The sequence below is a fragment of the Oceanibium sediminis genome, assembly GCF_003265325.1.
In the GTDB taxonomy this organism is placed as follows: domain Bacteria; phylum Pseudomonadota; class Alphaproteobacteria; order Rhodobacterales; family Rhodobacteraceae; genus Halovulum; species Halovulum sediminis.
Genome location: NZ_QGNX01000001.1, coordinates 570,194 through 592,278, shown reverse-complemented (window position 1 = coordinate 592,278; position 22,085 = coordinate 570,194). Strand labels below are relative to the sequence as shown.

Genomic DNA, 22,085 nt, shown 5'->3' with positions numbered 1-22,085 from the left:
CGAGAGCAGGAGGGCCAGGCAATGACGGTCTATTTCATCGGTGCGGGTCCGGGCGACCCGGAACTTCTGACCCTGAAGGCGGCGCGGCTGATCGCCGCCTGCCCGGTGTGCTTGTACGCGGGCTCACTGGTGCCCGAGGCGGTGGTTGCCGGGGCGCCCGACGGCGCGCTGGTGCGCGATACCGCGCCGATGACGCTGGACGAGATCATCGACGAAATCTCGGCTGCGCATGAGCGGGGGCAGGACGTGGCGCGGGTGCATTCGGGCGACCCTTCGCTTTACGGGGCGATCGCCGAGCAGATCCGCCGCCTGCGCGCGCTGGGCATCGATTACCAGATCATCCCCGGCGTCCCCGCCTATGCCGCCGCCGCTGCCGCCATGGGGCAGGAGCTGACCATTCCGGAGGTGACGCAGACCCTGATCCTGACGCGCACGGCGATGAAAAGTTCGGCCATGCCCGAGGGCGAGGATCTGGACACGCTGGGGCGCAGCCGCGCGACGCTGGCGATCCATCTGTCGGTGCGCAACCTGCTTGAGATCGAGCGCCGCCTGGTGCCCCATTACGGCGCGGATTGCCCGGTGGTCGTGGCCTATCGGGTGGGCTGGCCGGACGAGGCGATCCTGCGCGGCACGCTTTCGGACATCCGGGACAAGGTACGCGCGGCGAAGCTGACCCGCACGGCGCTGATCTTCGTCGGCCGGGGGCTGGGGGAGTCCCAGGAGTTCCGGGACAGTGCGCTTTATGACGGGGCTTTTCCGCATGTGCTGAGGCCAAAGCGCAAGGGCTGAGCGGCGGCGCGTCTGGCACGCGCCGGAGCCTCCGGCGGGAGTATTTTCGGAGATAAAGTGGGGGCCCGTCAGCGGGGCCCGATGATGTGCGCGAAGGTGCCGGTGACGCTGCCGCGCCGGTGGCCCATGGGGGGCAGGGCTGTGCCCTCGGCGTCGGTGGCGTCGAAGAGGTTTGCGTCTTCGGCCTGGTCGGTGATCGTGGCGTAGTGGAATTCATGGGCGGCGAGCGGGCCGGACCAGGGGCCGCCGCGCGGGGTCAACTGCCGGTAGCCGAGGTGCAGGCGGCGCTTTGCGAAGCTGGTGGCCACGGGCAGCAGGCCGAGCATTTCGTGGGGCGTGCCTTCGGCGTCGGTCAGATGCGTTCCAAGGGTCATGTAGCCGCCGCATTCGCCGTGGATCGTCACGCCTTTCGCGGCGGCGGTGTGGAGGGCTGTGCGGAAGTTGGCTGCGGCGGCGAGGCGCGGGGCGTGGAGTTCGGGGTAGCCGCCCGGCAGGTAGATGGCGCTTGCCTGCGGGTCGGGGGCCTGATCCTGAAGTGGGGAGAAGAAGGACAGCTTGGCCCCCGCTGCGCGCCAGTCGTCCAGCACGTGGCGGTAGCAGAAGGCGAAGGCGGTATCGCGCGCGATAGCGACGTGCTGGCCCGGCGGGGGCAGGCGTGTTGCGCTGCCGGATGGTGGGGTGAGCGTGCCTGCGGTGGCGGCGATTGCGGTTAGGTCTGTGGCGGCGGCGAGGCGCGCGGCGGCGGTGTCGAGGAAGCTGTCGAGGGCGGGATGTTCGCCCGCTTGCACCAGCCCGAGGTGGCGTTCGGGAAGGCCGAGGGCGGCCTCGCGAAACATGTGGCCGAGGAGGGGAACGCCGCGCCGTTCCAACGCCGCCCTTGCGATGCCGAGGTGACGTGGTGAGCCGAGCCGGTTCAGGATCACCCCGGCGATGGGAAGGTCGGGACGCTCGGCCCGTAGCCCGGAGACGGGGAGCGTCACCGACGCGCCTTGTTTCGCAGCGTCGAGCACCAGCACCAGCGGCAGGCCGAGCGCCTGGGCGAGGTCGGCGGCGGAGCCTCGTCCGCCCTGCCCTGCGCCGTCGAGCGCGCCCATCGCCCCTTCGACGATCAGCAGCTCGCCCGGCAGGGCGGCGGCGCGGGCGCGCAAGCTGTCGGCGCTCATCGCCCAGGCGTCGAGGTTCAGGGACGGCGCGCCGCAGGCGGCGGCGTGAAAGGCGGGGTCGATGTAGTCCGGGCCGCTCTTGGCGCTGGCCACGTCATGACCGGCGGTTCTGAGCGCGCGCAGCAGCGCCAGGGTGACCGTCGTCTTGCCCGCGCCCGAGGCGGGGGCGGCAATCACCAGCCCGCGCCGGGCCATCAGGCGCTGTCGGCGAGGCCGGTGCCGAGTCCCGTGCCCAGCGGGTCCAGTGCGCGGGGCGGTTGCCCGGCCAGCTGCCCGGCCCAGTCCAGCGTCTGGCGCAGCAGCGTGGTGCGCCCCACGCAGATGATCGCCGGGGGTTCGACCTTTTGTTCGATCACGTCCTGCGCGGCCCTGCCCAGCGTCGTTTCAAGGACCTGCTGGCCGGGGCGCGTCGCATCGGTCACGATTGCGACGGGTTCGTCCGGCGCACGGCCGCCCGCGATCAGCGCGGCGGTGATCTGGGGCAGGTGCTTGATCGCCATGTACATCACCAGTACGGGCGAGCTTTTGGCCAGCGCGGCCCAGTCCAGCGCCGCCGGGGCGTTGCCGGTGGCGTCGTGGCCGGTCACGAAGGTGACGGCCTGGTTCACGTCGCGATGGGTGGCGGGAATCCCGGCATAGGCCAGCCCGCCGATCCCGGCGGTGATGCCCGGCGTGATGCGGATCGGGATGCCGGCGGCGACCAGCGTCTGCGCCTCCTCTCCGCCGCGGCCGAAGACGAAGGGATCGCCCCCTTTCAGGCGCAGCACGCGCTTGCCCTCGCGCGCCAGTTCGATCAGGCGCAGCGAGATGGAGCGTTGCTGGGGCGAGGGTTTGCCACCCCGTTTGCCGGCGTATTCCACCGTTGCGCCCGGGCGGCGCCAGTCCAGGATTTTCGGCTCGACCAGGGCGTCGTAGATGATCACATCGGCCTGGCGCAGCGCGTTCAGACCGTGCAGCGTCATCAGGCCTGGGTCGCCCGGCCCGGCGCCGACAAGCCAGACCAGGCCCGGGTCGAACACGGGCCAGTCGCCATGCGGCAGGGGGTTGATGTCTGCAATCCTGTCCATGACCCATATCTACCCCGTTCCCGGCCCCCTTGGCGAGGCGAAAGCGACATGTTTTGACCGCTGGCGCACCGATTTCCACGGGTCTAGAGTCCCCGGCGATGGGACGCAAACCGGATCAAGACCTGCGCACGGGATTTACCACAGGCGCCTGCGCCACCGCTGCCGCGAAGGCGGCGGTGCAGGGCCTGCTGTCCGGGGCATTTCCGAACCCTGTCACCATCACGCTTCCGCGCGGGCAGGTCGTCGATTTTCCGCTGGTCGAGGTGGCGAGCGGCCCCGACTGGGCCCGCGCCAGCGTGCAGAAGGACGCGGGCGACGACCCGGACGTGACCCATGGTGCGATCATCATCGCCACCGTGCGGCGGGGCGCGCCCGGCAGCGGCGTGACCTTTGCCGCCGGACCCGGCGTGGGGCGCGTCACGATGCCCGGCCTGCCGATCCCGCCGGGGGAACCGGCGATCAACCCGGTGCCGCGCACGATGATCACCGGCGCGGTGACGGAGGTTTGTGCCGAGCTTGGCGTGCCGGGGGACATCGCGGTCGAAATCTCGGTCCCCGGGGGGGAGGAGCTGGCGAAGAAGACCTGGAACCCCCGGCTGGGGATCACGGGCGGCATCTCGATCCTTGGAACGACGGGGATCGTGCGGCCGTTTTCCTGTGCGGCGTGGATCGCCTCGATCCATCGCGGCATCGACGTGGCGCGCGCGAATGGCGTGACCCACGTGGCCGGGGCCACCGGCGCGACATCGGAGGCGACGGCGCAGCGGGTGCTGGGGCTGGCGGATCACGCGATGCTGGACATGGGCGATTTCGCGGGTGGGTTGATGAAGTACCTCGCCCGGCACCCGGTGCCCTACCTGACCATCGCGGGCGGTTTTGGAAAGCTGACCAAGCTGGCGCAGGGGGCGGTGGATCTGCATTCCTCACGCTCACAGGTGGATTTCGAGAAGCTGGCCGCGCTGGCCGAGGGGCTTGGCGTGGACCCGGCAGAGGTCGCATCGGCGAACACCGCCGCCCATGCGCTGAGCATCGCGGGCCCGGGCCTTGCGCAGGCGGTGGCCGAGGCGGCGCAGGCGCGGGCGGCGCAATTGCTGAAAGGCTCCGGCGTGGCCGTGGACGTGATGGTGATCGACAGAGACGGCGCGGTGCTGGCCCATGCCCGATAGGGCGCGCCGCCTGCTTTTGCTGGGCGGCACCGCCGAGGCACGGGCGCTGGGCGCGGCGCTGGCGGACGCGGCGGTGGACACGGTGACCTCGCTGGCCGGGGTGACCGCAGCGCCGCTGCCCTATACCGGCGAGCTGCGCAGGGGCGGCTTTGGCGGCGTCGAGGGGATGGCCGCCTACCTTCGGGAGCAGGGGATCGGGGCGATCATCGACGCGACGCATCCGTTTGCGGAGCAGATCAGCGCCAACGCCGTAAAGGCTGCGGCGCGCGCTGGTGTGCCGCTGGCGCGGCTGGCACGGCCCCCCTGGCGGCCCGGACCGGGGGCGCGCTGGCGCGATGCAACGGATATCGGCGCGGCGATCGGGATGCTGCCGACGGGGGCGCATGGGTTCCTCGCCGCCGGGGTCTCGGCCGCGGCGGTACTGCCGGAACGGCCCGACATCTGCCTGACGCTGCGCGCGATCGAGCCGCCCGACGCGCCGCTGCCGCAGGGAACGCAGGTGATCTTGGCGCGCCCTCCCTATGACCGGGCGGGAGAGGAGACGCTGTTCGCCCGCCTTGGGGTTACCCACCTGATCTGCAAGAACGCCGGGGGCCGCGCGGGCCGCGCCAAGCTGGAAGCGGCGGCAAAGCTGGGGATCGCGGTGCTGATGATCCCCCAGCCGCGCCTTACCCCAGCAGATGCCGTGCTGGACGGGCAGGCCGCCGCGCTGGCCTGGGCGCGGGCGCAGCTTTGACGCTTGGCCGCTGTGTCAGTGGCTGCGCGCAGGCGCATTGCGGCGCTTCCCGTGCTTGACACCGCCGGGCGGCGGGGCCATCACTGAAGCTTGAGGTTCCCGAATACCGCGCTAAGCGGGGTAAGGGATCAAAAGGGAATGCAGCAGGGGCCGACCCAACCAGGGGGCCCCGGGATGCAGCCGCCCCCGCGACTGTCGGCGGAGAGCGGGCACCGTTCATGCCACTGGGCCATCGGGTTCGGGAAGGCTGGTGTCCCGCGATGACCCGCGAGCCAGGAGACCTGCCTCGAATGCAACGATAACACCGTCGGTGGGACGGAAGGAGACGAACATGACTACTCTTATCAAGGCCGGACGGCGCGTGGATGCTGATGTCCAGGCGATCCTGGTAACCCTCGTGCTTGGCGCGGCACTGCTGTGGACGGCGGGTTTCGCCAATTCCGCGGCACTGCATACTGCCGCGCACGACAGCCGCCACTCCATTACGTTCCCCTGTCACTGACGTTCGGAGAAGTCGATGTTCAGAACCTTGCTGGTCAGCGCCGTCGGCGCTGGCCTCTTGACTGGTATTGTCGCGGCACTCCTGCAATTCTGGCTTCTGGTGCCGGTGATCGGTGCCTCGGAACTGTATGAAAGCGGTGCGCTGACCCATTTCGGGGGTGCTGAGGGCCATGGCCACGCAGACGAAGGCGCGGCGCATTCCCATGCGCCCGCCGAGGCTGGCGCGGCGCGGTATCTCGGTACGCTGGTCATGACGACGGCCGCCTACCTGGGGTTCGCGCTTCTGCTTGTGGCGGGTTTCGCGGTGGCGGAACGGGCCGGGCTGACGCGGATTTCCGCGAAGACCGGGGTCCTCTGGGGCCTTGCCGGTTTTGCCGCGACGCAGTTGTTCCCGGCTATCGGGATGCCGCCCGAACTGCCCGGCTCGGCCGCTGCGCCGCTGAGCGAGCGGCAGGTCTGGTGGATCATGACAGTGTTTCTGTCAGGCGTCGGGCTTGCAATGCTGGCCTGGGTCCCCGGCGCGCTGCGCTGGGCGGGGGTGCTGTTGATCGTGGCTCCGCATGTGATCGCCGCACCGCATCCAGAGGTCTTCACAGGGGTGGCGCCGCCCGAAATGGCCGCGCTGTTCGCTGCGCGCGCGCTCGGCGTTGGCGCTATTGCCTGGGCGGTGCTCGGCGGGATCGCCGGGCTGGTCTGGCAGCGCCAAGCAAGCGCCGGCTGATCGGCGGACACCACGTAAGTTGCACGGCCCGGGGATCACCCGGGCCGCGCCTTTGAAATACGGGCTGGATGCCCGCCGCCCATATTGGTCGGCGGGTGCGGCACCGGTAATCAACAGGAGCGCAAGATGGCTCAGAAGATCCCTGCAACCGTCGTGACCGGCTTCCTGGGCGCGGGCAAGACCACGCTGATCCGGCACTTGTTGCAAAACGCAGATGGTCGGCGGATTGCGCTTATCATCAACGAATTCGGCGATCTCGGCGTGGATGGCGGCATCCTCAAGGGGTGTGGCATCGAGAATTGCTCCGAGGATGACGTGATGGAGCTGTCCAACGGCTGCATCTGCTGCACCGTGGCCGAGGATTTCGTGCCCACGCTGCAAAAGCTGCTGGACCGGGATCAGCCGCCCGAGCACATCGTGATCGAAACCTCCGGCCTGGCGCTGCCCCAACCACTGGTGCGCGCGTTCAACTGGCCGGAAATCCGCACCCGCGTCACCGTGGACGGTGTCGTGACCGTGCTGGACGGCCCGGCGGTCGCGGCGGGGCAGTTCGCCGCCGATGTCGCCGCGGTGGACCGCCAGCGTGCCGCCGACGATATGCTGGACCATGAAACCCCGCTGTCCGAGTTGTTCGAGGATCAGCTGGCCTGTGCTGACATGGTGATCCTGAACAAGGCCGACCTGCTGGGCCCCGAGGGGACCGAGGCTCTGGCCCGCGCGCAGCGCGGCCGGTTGCGCCCCGGCGTGCAGGTGGTACCGGCGGCGATGGGCGCGGTGGACCCCGCGGTGCTACTGGGCCTTGGCATGGCGGCGGAGGACGACCTGTCCGCGCGCCACGAGGTGTATCATCACCATCATCATCACGACGATGACGACCATGATCATGACCACGATCACGACCATGCGCACGAGCATGGCCACGACGCCTTCGAAAGCTTCGTCGTCACCCTGCCCGCCCTGCCCGATCCGCAGGCGTTCCTGTCGCAGGTCACCGATGTGATCGCCGCGCAGGGAATCCTGCGCCTGAAGGGCTTCGCCGCCGTCGAGGGCAAGCCGATGCGCCTGGTCGTGCAGGCTGTCGGCCCGCGGATCGACAGCCACTTCGACCGCCCCTTCGCGGCGGGCGAGGCGAAGGAAACGCGGCTTGTCGTGATCGGCGTTGCCGGGCTGGACCGGGAGGCGATCGCCGCTGCCCTGCGCGACGCCGCGCGGCTGATGCCGGCGGCCTGATCCATGCATCTGCTGGCGGCGACACCGGGGGCGATCTCGGACGGGAGTGAGCCGATCGATCCCGGGCAGACGCCGGCGGACGTGGTGTTCCTGTCGGCGGCGGACACCGAGTTGGCGGCTTTGTCAGAGGCGCGCGCCGCGCTTGCGGCGGCGCCGGAGGCGGGGGGCCAGCCCCCCGCGCCCCCCGGAGTATTTTCGGAGCAAAGTGGGGAGGGGCGCGGTTTGCGCCTGGCCCAGCTTGGCTGGTTGCAGCATCCGTTTTCGGTGGACCGCTACCTGGACGAGACGGCGACCAGGTCCCGGTTGGTCGTGGCGCGGCTGCTGGGCGGGGCGGCGTACTGGAGTTACGGGCTGGAGCAATTCTCGATCCGGTTGCGCGAGGCGGGGGTGCCTTTCGCCGCCCTGCCGGGGGATGACAAGCCCGACGAGGAGTTGTTCGCCCATTCCACCGTGGCGCGCGCCGATTGGGAGGCGTTGCTGGCCTATTGTGTCGAGGGCGGGCCGGAGAATTCCGCGAATTTCCTGCGCTTGTGCGCGCATATGCTGGGCGAGGCGCCGCGTCCGCCCGCGGCGCGGCCGTTGTTGCGCGCCGGGGCCTATTGGCCGGGCCGGGACGTGGTCGGGTTGGACGAATTGCGCGCCGAGTGGTGCCCCGGCGCGCCGGTGGTGGCGGTGGTGTTCTATCGCGCGCTGATGCAGGGGGCCGGGTTGCATCCGGTGAACCGGCTTGTGCAGGCGCTGGTGCGGCGCGGGGTCAATCCCTTGCCGGTCTTCGTCGCCTCGCTGAAGGACCCGGTGAGTGCGGCGACGCTGGAGCGGTTGTTCGGTGACGCGCCGCCTGATGTGGTGCTGAACGCGACGAGTTTCGCCGTAGGCAGTCCCGACATCGGGGCGGAGGCGGTTTCGACGCCGCTGGATGCACCCGGGCGGCCCGTGATCCAGGTGGTGCTTTCGGCCAGTGCGGAGGCGGACTGGGCGGAGTCCGAGCGCGGGTTGACCGCGCGGGACATCGCAATGAACGTCGCCCTGCCGGAGGTGGACGGGCGCATCCTGAGCCGGGCTATCAGTTTCAAGGGCGAAGCTTACCGCGACGAGGCGACGGAGTGTTCCATCGCCGCCTATCGCGCGCGGGGCGACCGGGTGGCTTTCGTCGCGGACCTGGCGGCGAACTGGGCGCGGCTGGGGCGCAGTGCGCCGGCGGACGTGCGGCTGGGGCTGATCCTGGCGAATTATCCGAACAAGGACGGGCGGCTGGCGAATGGCGTCGGCCTCGACACGCCTGCGGCGACGGTGGAGGCGCTTTCCACCCTGGCGGCGGCGGGGTATCGCGTGGACGGCGCGCCCCGCGACGGGGCGGCGCTGATGGACGCGGTGCGCGCCGGGCCGACGAACTGGCTGACGGACCGCCGTGAGCGGCAGGGCGGCGCGCGGCTGCCGTTGGCGGAGTACGAGGCGTTTTTCGGCGACATGCCGCTGGCGGTGCGGACCGCCGTCACCGAGCGTTGGGGCGCGCCAAAGGACGACCCGTTCGTCGGGCCGGACGGGTTTGCCCTGTCGATCCTGACCTATGGCAACGTGGCCGTCGGGGTGCAGCCCGCGCGGGGCTACAACATCGACCCGGAGGAAACGTATCACAGCCCGGACCTGCCGCCGCCGCACAACTACATCGCCTTCTATGCCTGGCTGCGGCTGAATTTCGGCGCGCAGGCGCTGGTGCACATGGGCAAGCATGGCAACCTGGAGTGGCTGCCCGGCAAGGCCGTGGGCCTGAGCGAGGAGTGCCTGCCCGAGGCGGTGCTGGGCCCGATGCCCCATGTCTATCCCTTCATTGTCAACGATCCGGGCGAGGGCACGCAGGCCAAGCGCCGCGCGCAGGCGGTGATCATCGATCACCTGACGCCGCCGCTGACGCGGGCGGAAACCTATGGCCCGCTGCGCGACCTGGAAGCGCTGGTGGACGAGTATTACGAGGCGGCGGGCGTGGACCCCCGCAGGATCGGGCTGCTGCGCGAGCAGATCCTGGACCTGATGCGCGCCACTGGGCTGGACCTGGACGCGGGCGTGCGCGAGGGGGACGACGCGGACAGCCGGCTGGCCAAGCTGGACGCCTATCTTTGCGAGTTGAAGGAGGCGCAGATCCGCGACGGGCTGCATATCTTCGGGGTCAGCCCGGAAGGGGTGCAGGCGCGGGACCTGGTGATCGCCCTGGCCCGAGCGCAGCGCGGGGTGGAGCGGGCCGGCGATGCCTCGCTGTTGCGGGCGATGGCGGGGGACTTTGGCTTCAAGGGGTTCGATCCGCTGGATTGCGACATGGGCGCACCCTGGGACGGGCTGCGCCCCGAAGCGCTGGCCGGGATCGTACCGGGGGCCTGGCGCACCAATGGCGACACGATCGAGCGGCTTGAAGCCTGGGCGATCGGACTGGTGGAGGGCGACGCGCCCGCGCCCGGACCGGCGAGTGCCGCGGTGATGACGGAGATCGCGGAGCGGATCACCCCGGCGGTGGCGCAGGCTGGTCCGGCGGAGCGCGCGGGCCTCCTCAGCGCCCTCTCGGGGCACTTCGTCGCCCCGGGCCCTTCGGGCGCGCCCACGCGGGGCCGATTGGATGTTCTGCCCACGGGGCGAAACTTTTTCAGCGTGGACAGCCGCTCGGTTCCGACGCGCACCGCCTGGACGCTGGGCTGGAAGTCCGCCAACCTGTTGATCGAGCGGCATTTGCAGGACCATGGCGACTGGCCGCGCAGTATGGCGCTGACCGCCTGGGGCACGTCCAACATGCGCACCGGGGGCGATGATATCGCGCAGGCGCTTGCGCTGATGGGCGTGAAGCCGCAATGGGACGCCGCCAGCCGCCGCGTGACGGGGTTCGAGATCATTCCCATGGGCGCCCTTGGCCGCCCGCGGGTGGATGTGACGCTGCGGATCTCCGGGTTCTTCCGGGACGCGTTTCCGGCGCAGGTGGACCTTGTCGCCAGCGCCGCTCGCGCGGTGATGGAGCTTGACGAGCCTGAGGCGGACAACCCCGCCGCCGCGCGTTTCCGCGCCGAGGGGGGCGGGGACGCCGCCGCCTTCCGCGTCTTCGGCTCGAAGCCCGGCGCTTATGGGGCGGGCCTTCAGGCGATGATCGACGAGCGATTGTGGGACAAGCGCGGCGACCTGGCGGAAAGCTACCTGACGTGGGGCGGCTACGCCTATGGCGCGGGGAGCGAGGGCGCGGCTGCGCGGGACAGTTTCGCCACCCGCCTGTCACAGGCCGACGCCGTGGTCCAGAACCAGGACAACCGCGAGCATGACCTGCTGGACAGCGACGACTACTACCAGTTCGAGGGCGGCATGGCGGCCACCGTCGAAACGCTCAAGGGCAGCGCGCCGACCATCTATCACAACGATCATTCCCGCCCCGAACGCCCCGTAATCCGCACGCTGGAGGAGGAGATCGGCCGTGTCGTCCGCTCCCGCGTGGTGAACCCGAAGTGGATCGATGGCGTCAAGCGCCATGGCTACAAGGGCGCGTTCGAGATGGCGGCGACGGTGGATTACCTGTTCGCCTTCGCCGCGACCACGCGCGCCGTGCGCGGCCACCACTTCGACCTGGTGCACGAGGCGTACCTGGAGGATGAGTCGACCCGCGACTTCATCGCGGATGTGAACCCCGACGCCCTGCGCGAGATCGCGGAGCGGCTGGAAGAGGCGATTGACCGGGGGATGTGGACCCCGCGCTCGAACTCGGCGCGGGCCTTGCTGGCGGAGCTGCGCGCGCCCCGCTGAGGGCGCGTGGGGGGTTAAAGCCCGAAGTCGGCGCGGCTGTAGTTAAGGGTCAGGCCCCCTGCCTCGCAGGTGTCGATGAACTTGCCGAGGGCGGCGGCGTAGCGCTGCTTCAGCAGGGGCAGGCCCTTGTTCACCTCGGCCAGGATATCCTTCGGGCTGTTGTCGAGGATATGCTTCGAGCTGAAGGCGGGCAGGCCCAGGTAGCCGGTCAGCTCATCCACCCGGGCATCGTTGGCGATGAACCCGGCGGGGCGGCCCGCCTGGATGAAGGCGATGCCGCCGTGAAACCGGTCCCCGACGTAGATGTCCTGGTTCGCGGCGTAGCCCCGCCACGCATCGGCATTCGTGAATACGTAGTAGCGGTCGAAAACGGCTTTCTTGCCGGTCAGCTTCGCCTCGGCGGCATGACCCTTTTCTCGGTCGATCTCGCCCGAGAGGTAGTTGTAGCGCACGTCCTTCGCGTCATGCCCGCGATAGAAGGCGAACACGTCGTTCTGGAAGATGTAATCCGACGGGCAGTGGCGCGCCATGTGCAGCAGCGGGTCCAGCCGCTTCTCGCGAAAGCCCTGCGGGGTCAGCCGCCCGGCCATGGACAGGCGCGCTTCCTTCCCCGTGGGGGAGGGTTCGATCGCCAGCGTCGCCCAGGGGTTCACGAACAGGCTTGGGCAGCCCAGCGTCACCGCGTTCTTCATCCCGGCGCTGTGCAGCCAGCTTTCCGTGGAGGGCCCGCGCACGCCGAAGACGGACGCCTTGTCGTTGATCGCCTGCATGTAGTCGAGGAACGAGGCCGGGATCGCCTTCGGATCGTCGGCCAGCTTGTCCTGGATGCCGAGGCCGAAGGCATAGACGCGCCCTTCAAAGCGGCGCACGACCTCGGCCATCTGGGCGTTGCGCATGTCATAGGCGCGGCGCGACTCCTCGGACAGGTTGTCGTATTTCGCATCCGACGCCTTCAGCGCGTTGGCGAAGGACAGGAAGATCGCGTCCTGTGTTTCGTTCAGATGCTCGACCGCCGGGCCGACACTGTCCATCTCGCGGAAGTTGAGCTTGCCGATCATGCCAACGGAGGATCCGCGCCTGTCGCTCTTCACGATGCGCGGTACTGCCTCGCGGTGGATGATGTTGCCGACGTTGCGCGTGGGCAGTGTAGGCTCCAGCGCGGCGAGCGTGCCAAGGGCCTGGTGCGGCAGGGCGTTGCGCCCGGTCCTGGTGTCGGCGTTCACGTGGAAGCCAACCGAATTCACGACGAAAAGGCAGCGCATTTCAGGTATCCTCGGTCTGGGACGGTAGGGTCGGGCCAGACGGCGTTCTAGTTTGATCTGGCCTGTTTATCCACCCGAAAGTGGTATCGGTTGGTCGGGATTTGCAGTAAACGCAACACATTGGACACCCCGGAGGAAGGCAGCGACCATGACCGACGATACCGAGCGTCACAACGCCAAGATGGCCAAGAAGAAGGCCGCGCGTGAAAAGATCATGTCGACCAAGACCGAGGAAAAGGGCCTGGTCATCGTGCACACCGGCAAGGGCAAGGGAAAGTCCTCGGCCGCGTTCGGGATGATCTTCCGCTGCATCGCCCACGACATGCCCTGCGCCGTGGTGCAGTTCATCAAGGGCGGCATGAGCACGGGCGAGCGGGACCTGATCCTGACGACCTTCGCCGACAAGTGCCAGTTCCACACCATGGGCGAAGGGTTCACCTGGGAAACCCAGGACAAGTCCCGCGATATCGAAGTGGCCCAGGCCGCCTGGGCCAAGGCGAAGGAACTGATCCGCGACCCCGCCAACCGCATGGTGCTGCTGGACGAGATCAACATCGCCATGCGCTACGACTACATCGACGTGGACGAGGTGGTCGCCTTCCTCAAGGCCGAAAAGCCGGAGATGACCCACGTCGTGCTGACCGGGCGCAACGCCAAGGAGCCGCTGATCGAAGCGGCGGACCTGGTGACGGAGATGGAGCTGGTGAAGCACCCGTTCCGCTCTGGCGTGAAGGCGCAGGCGGGGGTGGAGTTCTGAGCGGGGTAGGATTTACCAGCTACAGGTCTCTCGCAGCTCCGTGATGGCGTTGTCCAAGCCGGATATGTCGAACTTTACGGTGACGCTGCTTTCATTGAACGGCGTCGCCCTTACGATGAGGGTTTCATGGCCCAAGAGTTCCTTGATGAAAGGAATGGATTGCCCGCCGCTCCAAAGGCCGAGGACCGTGTTGTCGGTGCTTTCCTGCATTCTGACGGTGCGCATTTGCTGCTTGTCCACGCGGTACTCGACGGTTCCGTAGCCCTGCGCTGAGGCCATGAACTGATCGTTGAAACCGAAGATCACGGCTGTCGTGTTTTCCCTGCACCAGATCAACAGGCGAGCATATCCGGACTCCCCGAACCGGCCACGAACGAGGTCTTCGCTAAAGAGGACCAAGAACACATTGCGGTCGTCTGTCAGCTCGGAGGAATCTATCGTCATCTTCCACTTTCCGACGCTTTCGGGTTCCTCGCTCACCTCCGCCATCGAAAACGCATCATCGTAGCATTGCAGCCGGATGGTATCGTCATCAATGGTCCGGCATGCCGAGGGGTCGGCCTGAGCGATGGTTGGTGCAAGAAGCAATGAGGCAAGCAGGAATGTTTGTTTTGAAATCATTTGTTTTCTGTCATCCGGTCTGTATCGGTCTCTGAATGCGATCCTTATGGTAGGCATTGAATATGATCAAAGAATGTTAGCGTTTGTGCTCAGGATCAGTGTGCCATGACCGCCACCCTCATGATCCAGGGCGCCGGGTCCAACGTCGGCAAGTCCATGCTCGTCGCCGGGCTGTGCCGTGCGCTGACCCAGCGCGGGTTGGCCGTGCGCCCCTTCAAGCCCCAGAACATGAGCAACAACGCCGCCGTCACCGCCGACGGGGGGGAGATCGGGCGCGCGCAGGCGTTACAGGCGCTGGCCTGCGGGGTGGAGCCGCTGGTGGACATGAACCCCGTCCTGCTGAAACCGGAGACGGAGACGGGCGCACAGGTCATCGTGCAGGGCAAGCGCCTGACCACGGTGCGCGCGCGGGATTACGCCACGCTGAAGCCGCAGTTGATGAGCGCGGTGCTGGACAGTTTCAACCGCCTGAAGGCGCAGGCCGACGTGGTGATCGTCGAAGGCGCGGGCAGCCCGGCGGAGGTGAACCTGCGCGCGGGCGATATCGCCAACATGGGCTTCGCGCGCGCCGCTGACACGCCGGTGGTGCTGGTGGGGGATATCGACCGGGGCGGCGTGATCGCGCAGCTTGTCGGCACCAAGGCAGTGCTGGAGCCGGGCGATGCCGCGATGATCCGGGGGTTCCTGATCAACAAGTTTCGCGGGGACACCAGCCTGTTTGACGACGGCTACGCGCTGATCCAGCAGCGCACCGGCTGGCGCGGCCTTGGCGTCGTGCCGTGGTTTTCGGAGGCGCACCGCTTGCCGGCGGAGGACGCGCTGGACCTTGCGGGCAGCCGCGGCGATGGGCCGGTGCATATCGCCTGCCCGGTGCTGAGCCGGATCGCGAATTTCGACGACCTCGACCCGCTGGCGCAGGAGCCGGGCGTGCGGCTGACCATGGTGCGCCCCGGCGCCCCCCTGCCCGGTGACGCGGACCTGGTGATCCTGCCGGGCACCAAGTCCACGCGGGGTGACCAGGCGATGCTGCGCGCACAGGGCTGGGACATCGACCTTCTGGCCCATCACCGGCGCGGCGGGCGCATCCTGGGCCTGTGCGGCGGGTACCAGATGCTTGGGACGCGCATCTCGGACCCGGACGGGATCGAGGGGCCGCCGGGTGACACGCCGGGCCTGGGGTTGCTGGAGATCGAGACAGTGATGCGCCCGAACAAGCACCTTACACGGGTGGCGGCGCGCCACGCCGCCTCGGGGCTTCAGGTGACTGGTTACGAGATCCACATCGGGCAAAGCGACGGGCCGGACCGCGCGCGTCCCTTCGCGACCATCGATGGCCGCCCCGAGGGGGCGATCAGCGTCGATGGCCGCGTGACCGGCACCTACCTGCACGGTCTGTTCGGCGCGGACGCGTTTCGCGCGGCCTTCCTTGAGGCGCTGGGCCTGCCGCCCAGCGGGCAGAGCTACGATGCCGGGGTGGAGGCGACGCTGGACGACCTCGCCGCGCATATGGAGGCGCATGTGGACCTGCCGGGTCTGCTGAAGATCGCCGGGGCCGGGGGCTGAGCGTCAGGCGCGCAGTCCTTGTAGGGCGTTTTCAAGCTGCACCCACTCCGCCTCCGCTCCCGGCAGGCCAAGGCGCAGCCAGGTGGGGGCATAGGGGAAGACGCGGCTCCAGACGTGGTGCTTGGCCAGCGCGTCCTGCGCGGCGCGGCTGTCGCCTACGTCGAGCAGGCGGAACAGCGCGGTGCCGCCCAGCACCGTCCAGCCGGTGGCGGCTGCGAGGGCGTCGAGCCGTAGCGCGTCCGCTTGGAGTTGGTCGCGCATCGCCGCCTGCCAGTCGAGATCAGTCAGCGCCGCCGTCCCGATGGCCAGCGCCGGGCCTGAGACGGGCCACGGCCCGGCCATGCCCTCCAGCGCCGCGATCAGTTCTTGCGCGCCGAAGACGAAGCCCAGCCGCAGCCCCGCCAGCCCGAAGAACTTCCCGAAGGAGCGCAGGACAAGGATGTTGTCGGCGGGCGCAACGGTGTGCTCGGGGGTCATGTCCGCGAAGCTTTCGTCCACCACCAACAGGCCGACGGTGTTCGCGATGTCGCGCAGCGCGTCGGCGGACCAGTGCCGCCCGTCGGGGTTGTTCGGGTTGACGACCACGGCGATATCCGCGCCGTTCAGGGCGGCTGCGTCCTCTGGCGTTTCCACGGTCCAGCCTGCCGCGTGGAGGGCGGCGGCGTGCTCGTTGTAGGTGGGCGACAGGACGCGGGCCAGACCGGCCGCGCGCAGGCGCGGGATCAGCCCGATGGCGGCTTGCGCCCCGGCCAGCGCGATACCCGGCGCGTCGATCCCGTAGGCGCGGCGCGCCGCCGTCAGCAGGGCGGCCTGCTCGGCCTTCGTGGGCAGGGCGCGCCAGGGCTCGGGGGGCAGGTCGGGGACGGCGTAGGCGCGGCGGTTGATGCCTGTGGACAGGTCCAGCCAATCGCCGCGCTGCCCGCCGAAACGGGCCATGGCCGCATCTATGTTTCCACCGTGATCGCGCATGGGGCGGACTTTCTCACAGAACGGCCAGCAGGGCCACCAGCGCTGCGGTAAGCGCGATGGTGCGGCGGAACAGCTGAAGTGCGCGGGTGATCGCGGCGGAGTCCGGGTCCGGCGCGGTGCCGTTCAGCCAGGGAAAGGGCTCGACCCTCTCGCCATAGGCGCGGGGGCCGGACAGGCGCACGCCGATGCCGGTCGCCACGGCGGTTTCCGGCCAGCCCGCGTTGGGCGAGCGGTGCTTGCCCGCGTCCTGCGCCACCTGCGCAAGGATCGGGCCGGGCCGTCCGGTGGCCAGCGCGATGAGCAGCGCCGTGCCCCGCGCGGGCAGCCAGTTCGCGACGTCATCCAGCCGGGCCGCGAAACGCCCGAAATCCGCGTGGCGCGGGGTGCGGTAGCCGATCATGCTGTCCAGCGTGTTGATCGCCTTGTAGCCTACCAGACCCGGCAGGCCGAAGATCAGGCCCCAGAACAGCGGCGCGGTGATCCCGTCCGAGGTGTTTTCCGCCAGGCTTTCGATGGCCGCGCGCGCGATCCCTGCCCCGTCCAGCGCCTCAGGGTCGCGGCCCACGATCATGGAAACCGCGCGCCGTGCGCCCGCCATATCGCCTTGGGCCAGCGGCGTGGCGACGGCGGCGACATGGTCGTGCAGGCTGCGGCTGGCGAAGAAGGGCGCGGCCAGCAGCCCGGTCAGGACCGCGCCGATCCACCCGCTGGGCAGGGCGAGGGTGACAAGCGCGGCGGCCCCGGCGGAGGTGGAGATCACCAGCAGCGCGGCGGCGGTCCCGGCGCGGCAGCGGGTGGCGCTGTCATCTGTTTCAAGGTTCCAGCGCTGATCCAGCGTGGCGATCAGCGTACCGATCCAGCCCACGGGATGGCCGATCCGCGCGTAAAGCGCGGCGGGCCAGCCGGCGGCTGCCTCGACCAGAAGCCCGATGAGCATCGCGAGGGCGGTCATGGCGCGCCCGGTGTCTGGAAGTGGATCGGTCCGCCCAGGCCCGCCTCTGCCAGCAGGGCGGCGGTGCGCGGTGCATCGCCTGTGCCCGGCGCGAACAGCAGGCCGCAGGCCGAGCCTGTGTGCGCCGCGACAAGGCCAAGCGCGCCGCTGTCACGCGCTACACGTTCAACCGGGTCAAGCCAGCCGGGGCGGCGCAGGGCCGCGTTGCGCAGGGCGGAGGTGCTCGCGATCCGCGCCAGCTCGGGGGTGTCCACCCCCTGCCCCAGCTCAGCCACGAGGTCCGCGACATCGGCGAAACGCCTGTCATCGGGGCGGGTACGCTCCGCCGGGCCAAGGTGGCCGCCGATCACCTCCAGCGGGGGTGGCGGGGGCAGTTCGGCCACCACCTCCGCCCGGCGGGAGGCCCAGAGCACGCGGCCCGGTGCGTCCAGCATCAGCGGATCGCTGGCCCCTTCAAGCCGGTGGCACAAAGCGGCCAGCGCCCCCTGCCCTTGCAGGCCGAGCACGCGCGCCAGCGCCACGATCGCCGCGGTGGAGCCTCCGCAGCCGCCGCCCCGGCGCAGGTCGGCGTTCAACGTGATCCGGCCCGCCGGGTCGGAGCCGGTGGCAGCGCGAAAGATCGGGCCGAGCCAGCCCTCGGGCAGCAACTCCGGCGTTTGCACGAAGGCGTGCGGCGCGGCGCGCTCCCACGCGGCTGTCACGCCAAGGGCCGGGCATGGCAGGGTGAGCAGGACGACCTCCCCCCCGCTCAGGCCCTGAAGGAGTTCCCCGAAATGCCCCGCCACGCGGGCGACCACGGGGCTGCGCGTGGGCACCTTAAAGGGCGCCGCTGATGCTTGCGCTTTCAAAGCTGGCCATGTCGTTCAGCATCGCCACCGCCGCGCGGATCAGCGGCCAGGCGAGCACCGCGCCGGTGCCTTCGCCAAGGCGCAGGTCCAGGTGCAGCAGGGGCGTTTCGCCCAGGTGCTCCATCACGGCGGCGTGCCCACTTTCAGCGGAACTGTGCGCGAAGACCATCGCCGCCTGAAGCTCCGGCGCGGCGGAGATCACAGTCAGCGCCGCGGAGGAGGCGATGTACCCGTCCACGATCACCAGCCGACCGGCCTTTGCCGCGGCTTCCATCGCGCCGGCCATCATGGCGATCTCGAAACCGCCGTACTCGGCCATCGCGTCCCAGGGGGCCAGCGTGCCGGTGCGCGCGGCCGCACGGGTCAGCACGTCGCGCTTGTGCGCGAGCCCCGCGTCGTCCACGCCGGTGCCGCGCCCGGTCAGCACCTCCAGGCTAACGCCGGTCAGCTTGTGCGCGATCAGCGTCGCGGCTGAGGTGTTGCCGATGCCCATCTCTCCGAAACAGACGGCGTCGAGGTCACCCTCAAGCGCCAGCCGCGCGCCGGTGGCGCGGGCCTGGTCCAGCTGCTCGGCGGTCATCGCGGGGGAGATGGCGGAGTTCGCGGTGCCCGCGCCGATCCGCTCGACGATCAGCACCGGGTGATCGATGGGCGTCGCGATGCCTGCGTCCACCACACGCAGGGCCATGCCCGTGACGCCTGCGAACACGTTCGCAGCCGCGCCACCGGCAAGGAAGTTCAGCACCATCTGCACCGTCACCTCCTGCGGGAAGGCGGACACGCCCTCTGCCGCGATGCCGTGATCGGCGGCGAAGATGGTCAGCGCGGCGGTTTCCATGCGGGGCGTTACGGTGCCCTGCAGCATGGCGATCTTTTCGGCCAGCAGCTCGATCCGGCCGAGCGATCCCGGCGGCTTCGTCTTGGTGTTGATCGCGTGCTGGACAGCGGCCAGCAACTCGGCGCGGGACAGAGCCGCAGAGGGGGTGGAGTCTGGCATGGCGGTGATCCTGTCATTGATTCGCGGACCGTCCCTGCTTATCCGGGGGGCCGGACGGGGCGCAACCCGCTATGGACCCGCTATGGAATGGAGCCGCTGATGCAAACCTCGCTAATCCTTGGCGGTGCCCGCTCGGGCAAGACGGCGCGCGCACTGGCGCTGGCCGAGGCCGCGTCGCCCCGCCGCGTGTACCTGGCCACGGCAGAGGCGTTCGATGGTGAGATGCGTGAGCGGATCGAGCGTCACAAGGCCGAGCGTGGCACGGGCTGGCGCACGGTGGAGGCGCCGCTGGACATCGCGCCCGCCATCGCCGGCTGCGCGGGCGAGGAGGTTCTGCTGATCGATTGCCTTACGCTGTGGCTGTCCAACCTGATGCACGCAGAGCGGGAGGTGGAGGCGGAAACCGAGGCCCTGATCTCGGCCCTTGGCAAAGCGCCCTGCCCCGTTCTGCTGGTGTCCAACGAGCTTGGCCTCGGGCTGGTGCCGGAAACCCCGCTGGGGCGGCGGTTTCGCGATGCGCAGGGGTGGCTGAACCAGCAGGTCGCCGCGGTGGCGGACCGGGTGGAATTCGTGGCCGCCGGGCTGCCGCTGGCGCTGAAGGGTTAAAGCGCGGGGGGTTCGTCCAGCGGGGGCACGCGGGCGGTGAAATGCCCTTTCACGCCCTGCGGCCATTCGCGATACGGCACCACGCCGCCCGGGTTGGCCGCGTGTTTGGCGGCGTATTCGGCGATTGCCGCGGCATCCTCGGGCACGGGGGTGAAGCTGCCCAGCACATAAGTCATCTTGCCGGGGCCCGAGATGGCGATGTTGCAGCCATGCTCACAGCCCATCAGGCAGGACACGGGGCGCACCGTCACACCGGGGTGCGCGGCGGCGGCGTTCTGGACGTGGGTCAGCATCGCCTCGCCACAGGGGGTGAGTGTGCGGTCCTCGCGCAGGCTGGGCTGGCGGCAGGTGGTGCAGACGGTGATCGTGGTCATGAAACTCCCCCTTTGCGCCGGTTTAGGCCGGTTCGCGGGCGAAGGCCAGTGCGGGGCCTCGGGGGTGCCGAGCGCCAAAACAAAAAACTCCGGGCGCAAGGGCCCGGAGCAAGGTGGATGCCGCAAGGCACCGGCGGGTAAACTGTTCAGTTGTGCATTTCCGACCGGATCTGCTGGCGCAGAACGTCGATCGGGATCTTCTTGCCATCGCGCTTGAAGGACCAGTAGGTCCAGCCGTTGCAGGAGGGCAGCCCCTCCAGCTGCGCGGCGACCTGGTGGATCGAGCCGCGGGTCTGTTCGCTGATGAGCGACCCGTCGGCCCGAACCTTCGCGCTGCGCCGCCCGTTGAGCGAGACGAGCACTTCGCCAGGGTTCAGCAGACCGCGTTCGACGAGTTGGCCGAAGGGCACACGCGGCGCGGCGCGCTTGGACTCGGTGACCTGCAGGCCTTCGCTTTCGGCGCGGCGGACCTTCTCGATCCGGGCGGTGGCGGCCTTGCGATAGGCGGCCTCGCGCTCGATGCCGATGTAGTGGCGACCCAACCGCTTGGCGACGGCGCCGGTGGTGCCGCTGCCGAAGAACGGGTCGAGGATCACGTCGCCGGGTCTCGTGCTGCCCACCAGCACCCGGTGCAGCAGCGCCTCGGGCTTCTGGGTCGGGTGCGCCTTGTTGCCGTTTTCGTCCTTCAGACGCTCAGATCCGTTGCAGATAGGCAACAACCAGTCGGAGCGCATCTGCACGCCATCGTTGAGCTGTTTCAGCGCCTCGTAATTGAAAACGTACTTCGAGGCGTCGGACTTGCCGGCCCAGATCATCGTCTCATGGGCGTTGGTCAGTCGCATGCCGCGGAAGTTGGGCATCGGGTTCGTCTTGCGCCAGACGACATCGTTCAGGATCCAGAAACCGGCGTCCTGAAGCGCGCTGCCGACGCGAAAAATGTTGTGATATGAACCGATTACCCAGATCGCGCCGTTCGGCTTCAGCAGCCGCCGAGCGGCGGCCAGCCATTGCCGGGTGAACTTGTCATAGGCCGCGAAGGACGAAAACTGGTCCCAGGCGTCGTCCACCGCATCCACCAGCGAGGAGTCCGGACGGTGCAGATCCCCCTTCAATTGCAGGTTGTAGGGCGGGTCCGCGAAGATCAGGTCAACCGACTCTGCGGGAAGGGCGTTCATCTCGGCGATGCAATCGCCGGCGAGGATGGTGTCCAGCGGAAGCGCTGGGGCGGTCTTGGTCTTGGTTGCCATGTGTCTTGGTGTCCGTTTCGCCTGCCTGACGTTGCACCAAAGATGAGTCAAAACCGAATCATGGTCAATTTATTATTTGAATCAAGGACTTACTTAATGTTCTTGGCACAAGATATTGTGGATGGGTTTGAACGAACGCCTATGGTGTGGGGTCACACCGAGGGTTTTCAAAGCCTCGGCGTGGGTTTTCACGCCGTATCCGGCGTTGGTCTCCCAGCCATAACCTGGAAACTGTTGCGCGAGCGCAACCATCATCGCGTCACGTGTTGTTTTGGCGACGATGGACGCCGCCGCGATCGACGCGGAGCGGTCGTCCCCTTTCACCAGCGCCAGTCCCGGACAGGGCAGGTCCGGCGGCAGGCGGTTGCCGTCCACCAGCGCGAAGCCCGGCGCGACCGGTAGCGCGCCGATGGCGCGGCACATGGCCAGCATCGTCGCCTTGAGGATGTTCAGGCTGTCGATCTCGGCCACCTCGGCGATGCCGATGCCGACCTGGGCCACCGCGCGCAGTTGCTCGGTCAGGGCCTCCCGCCGCTTTGCGCTCAGCTTCTTTGAATCGCGCAGCCCCTCGGGGATGCGCGCCGGGTCCAGGATGACGGCCGCTGCCACAACCGGGCCGGCCCAGGGGCCGCGGCCCACCTCGTCCACGCCGCAGACAGGCTGCTCGGGATATTCGGTTTCATACGAAATATTAGGGCCTTGCATGGCCGATGGCTCCTATTCAGGGGATGCGGCAGCCGATGGCGCG

General features: G+C 69.0%; 21 protein-coding genes and 1 riboswitch. Of the genes, 10 read left to right on the top strand and 11 right to left on the bottom strand.

Annotated features, from left to right (window positions below; translation table 11 throughout):
- The first annotated feature begins 21 nt into the window (after positions 1 to 21).
- Positions 22 to 789, top strand: a complete 768-nt coding sequence (gene cobM / locus DJ029_RS02910; RefSeq protein ID WP_112320815.1) for a precorrin-4 C(11)-methyltransferase — start codon at positions 22 to 24, stop codon at positions 787 to 789.
- A 68-nt stretch (positions 790 to 857) separates the two neighbouring features.
- Here cobM and DJ029_RS02905 read toward each other — a convergent pair whose 3' ends face one another.
- On the bottom strand, positions 858 to 2,147 hold the full coding sequence (locus tag DJ029_RS02905) for a cobyrinic acid a,c-diamide synthase CobB (protein WP_112320814.1): 1,290 nt from the start codon (positions 2,145 to 2,147) through the stop codon (positions 858 to 860).
- Positions 2,147 to 3,019 carry a uroporphyrinogen-III C-methyltransferase gene (gene cobA, locus DJ029_RS02900; RefSeq protein WP_112320813.1) on the bottom strand — a complete coding sequence of 291 codons (873 nt, stop codon included), beginning with the start codon at positions 3,017 to 3,019 and terminating at the stop codon, positions 2,147 to 2,149. Before cobA ends, DJ029_RS02905 begins: the two co-directional genes overlap by 1 nt.
- A 98-nt stretch (positions 3,020 to 3,117) precedes the next feature.
- On the opposite strand from cobA, the gene DJ029_RS02895 reads away from it, so the two are divergent.
- From DJ029_RS02895 to cobN, 6 genes are all read left to right on the top strand, one after another.
- Positions 3,118 to 4,185, top strand: a complete 1,068-nt coding sequence (locus DJ029_RS02895; protein ID WP_112320812.1) for a cobalt-precorrin-5B (C(1))-methyltransferase — start codon at positions 3,118 to 3,120, stop codon at positions 4,183 to 4,185.
- On the top strand, positions 4,175 to 4,921 hold the full coding sequence (locus DJ029_RS02890) for a cobalt-precorrin-6A reductase (protein WP_112320811.1): 747 nt from the start codon (positions 4,175 to 4,177) through the stop codon (positions 4,919 to 4,921). The genes DJ029_RS02895 and DJ029_RS02890 overlap by 11 nt, the downstream gene beginning before the upstream one ends.
- A gap of 76 nt (positions 4,922 to 4,997) precedes the next feature.
- A riboswitch (cobalamin riboswitch) is annotated at positions 4,998 to 5,224 on the top strand.
- 28 nt (positions 5,225 to 5,252) lie between these two features.
- Positions 5,253 to 5,423, top strand: coding sequence for a CbtB domain-containing protein (locus tag DJ029_RS02885; protein ID WP_112320810.1), 171 nt, complete (start codon positions 5,253 to 5,255; stop codon positions 5,421 to 5,423).
- A gap of 15 nt (positions 5,424 to 5,438) precedes the next feature.
- Positions 5,439 to 6,143, top strand: coding sequence for a CbtA family protein (locus tag DJ029_RS02880; RefSeq protein ID WP_112320809.1), 705 nt, complete (start codon positions 5,439 to 5,441; stop codon positions 6,141 to 6,143).
- 126 nt (positions 6,144 to 6,269) lie between these two features.
- Positions 6,270 to 7,373 (top strand): cobalamin biosynthesis protein CobW, encoded by a 1,104-nt coding sequence (gene cobW, locus DJ029_RS02875; RefSeq protein ID WP_112320808.1) that lies wholly within the window; start codon positions 6,270 to 6,272, stop codon positions 7,371 to 7,373.
- Positions 7,374 to 7,376: 3 nt separating this feature from the next.
- Positions 7,377 to 11,141: a cobaltochelatase subunit CobN gene (gene cobN, locus DJ029_RS02870; protein WP_112320807.1), complete on the top strand. Its 3,765-nt coding sequence runs from the start codon at positions 7,377 to 7,379 to the stop codon at positions 11,139 to 11,141.
- A 14-nt stretch (positions 11,142 to 11,155) separates the two neighbouring features.
- Here cobN and DJ029_RS02865 read toward each other — a convergent pair whose 3' ends face one another.
- Positions 11,156 to 12,403, bottom strand: a complete 1,248-nt coding sequence (locus DJ029_RS02865; protein ID WP_112320806.1) for a polysaccharide pyruvyl transferase family protein — start codon at positions 12,401 to 12,403, stop codon at positions 11,156 to 11,158.
- A 148-nt stretch (positions 12,404 to 12,551) separates the two neighbouring features.
- Between DJ029_RS02865 and cobO the strand changes: the two genes are divergently transcribed.
- Positions 12,552 to 13,160 carry a cob(I)yrinic acid a,c-diamide adenosyltransferase gene (cobO, locus tag DJ029_RS02860; protein WP_112320805.1) on the top strand — a complete coding sequence of 203 codons (609 nt, stop codon included), beginning with the start codon at positions 12,552 to 12,554 and terminating at the stop codon, positions 13,158 to 13,160.
- Positions 13,161 to 13,172: 12 nt separating this feature from the next.
- Here the strand turns inward: cobO and DJ029_RS02855 are convergent, their stop codons facing one another.
- Complete coding sequence (locus tag DJ029_RS02855; RefSeq protein WP_157966243.1) at positions 13,173 to 13,781, bottom strand: type VI secretion system-associated protein TagO; 609 nt, start codon at positions 13,779 to 13,781, stop codon at positions 13,173 to 13,175.
- Positions 13,782 to 13,886: 105 nt separating this feature from the next.
- Here DJ029_RS02855 and DJ029_RS02850 point away from each other — a divergent pair, with 105 nt between their 5' ends.
- Positions 13,887 to 15,344, top strand: coding sequence for a cobyric acid synthase (locus DJ029_RS02850; RefSeq protein ID WP_112320803.1), 1,458 nt, complete (start codon positions 13,887 to 13,889; stop codon positions 15,342 to 15,344).
- A gap of 3 nt (positions 15,345 to 15,347) precedes the next feature.
- Here the strand turns inward: DJ029_RS02850 and cobD are convergent, their stop codons facing one another.
- The 4 genes from cobD to cobT are packed head-to-tail and all read right to left on the bottom strand — an operon-like array spanning position 15,348 to position 19,110.
- The gene (gene cobD / locus DJ029_RS02845; RefSeq protein ID WP_112320802.1) at positions 15,348 to 16,313 is read right to left on the bottom strand and encodes a threonine-phosphate decarboxylase CobD; all 966 of its coding nucleotides are present in this window, start codon (positions 16,311 to 16,313) and stop codon (positions 15,348 to 15,350) included.
- Positions 16,314 to 16,326: 13 nt separating this feature from the next.
- Positions 16,327 to 17,265 (bottom strand): adenosylcobinamide-phosphate synthase CbiB, encoded by a 939-nt coding sequence (gene cbiB, locus DJ029_RS02840; RefSeq protein ID WP_198671030.1) that lies wholly within the window; start codon positions 17,263 to 17,265, stop codon positions 16,327 to 16,329.
- The gene (locus DJ029_RS02835) at positions 17,262 to 18,080 is read right to left on the bottom strand and encodes a propanediol utilization protein (protein ID WP_112320801.1); all 819 of its coding nucleotides are present in this window, start codon (positions 18,078 to 18,080) and stop codon (positions 17,262 to 17,264) included. The genes cbiB and DJ029_RS02835 overlap by 4 nt, the downstream gene beginning before the upstream one ends.
- Position 18,081: 1 nt before the next feature.
- Complete coding sequence (gene cobT, locus DJ029_RS02830) at positions 18,082 to 19,110, bottom strand: nicotinate-nucleotide--dimethylbenzimidazole phosphoribosyltransferase (RefSeq protein WP_112320800.1); 1,029 nt, start codon at positions 19,108 to 19,110, stop codon at positions 18,082 to 18,084.
- 99 nt (positions 19,111 to 19,209) lie between these two features.
- Between cobT and cobU the strand changes: the two genes are divergently transcribed.
- A complete protein-coding gene (gene cobU / locus DJ029_RS02825) occupies positions 19,210 to 19,716 on the top strand; it encodes a bifunctional adenosylcobinamide kinase/adenosylcobinamide-phosphate guanylyltransferase (protein ID WP_112321319.1) in 507 nt (168 codons plus the stop codon).
- Here cobU and DJ029_RS02820 read toward each other — a convergent pair.
- The 3 genes from DJ029_RS02820 to DJ029_RS02810 form a co-directional block, all read right to left on the bottom strand.
- Complete coding sequence (locus DJ029_RS02820) at positions 19,713 to 20,090, bottom strand: DUF1636 family protein (RefSeq protein ID WP_112320799.1); 378 nt, start codon at positions 20,088 to 20,090, stop codon at positions 19,713 to 19,715. The two genes, cobU and DJ029_RS02820, sit on opposite strands and share 4 nt — an antisense overlap.
- 146 nt (positions 20,091 to 20,236) lie before the next feature.
- A complete protein-coding gene (locus DJ029_RS02815) occupies positions 20,237 to 21,337 on the bottom strand; it encodes a site-specific DNA-methyltransferase (protein ID WP_112320798.1) in 1,101 nt (366 codons plus the stop codon).
- Positions 21,338 to 21,430: 93 nt separating this feature from the next.
- On the bottom strand, positions 21,431 to 22,042 hold the full coding sequence (locus DJ029_RS02810; RefSeq protein ID WP_112320797.1) for a ribonuclease HII: 612 nt from the start codon (positions 22,040 to 22,042) through the stop codon (positions 21,431 to 21,433).
- Between the last annotated feature and the right edge of the window lie 43 nt (positions 22,043 to 22,085).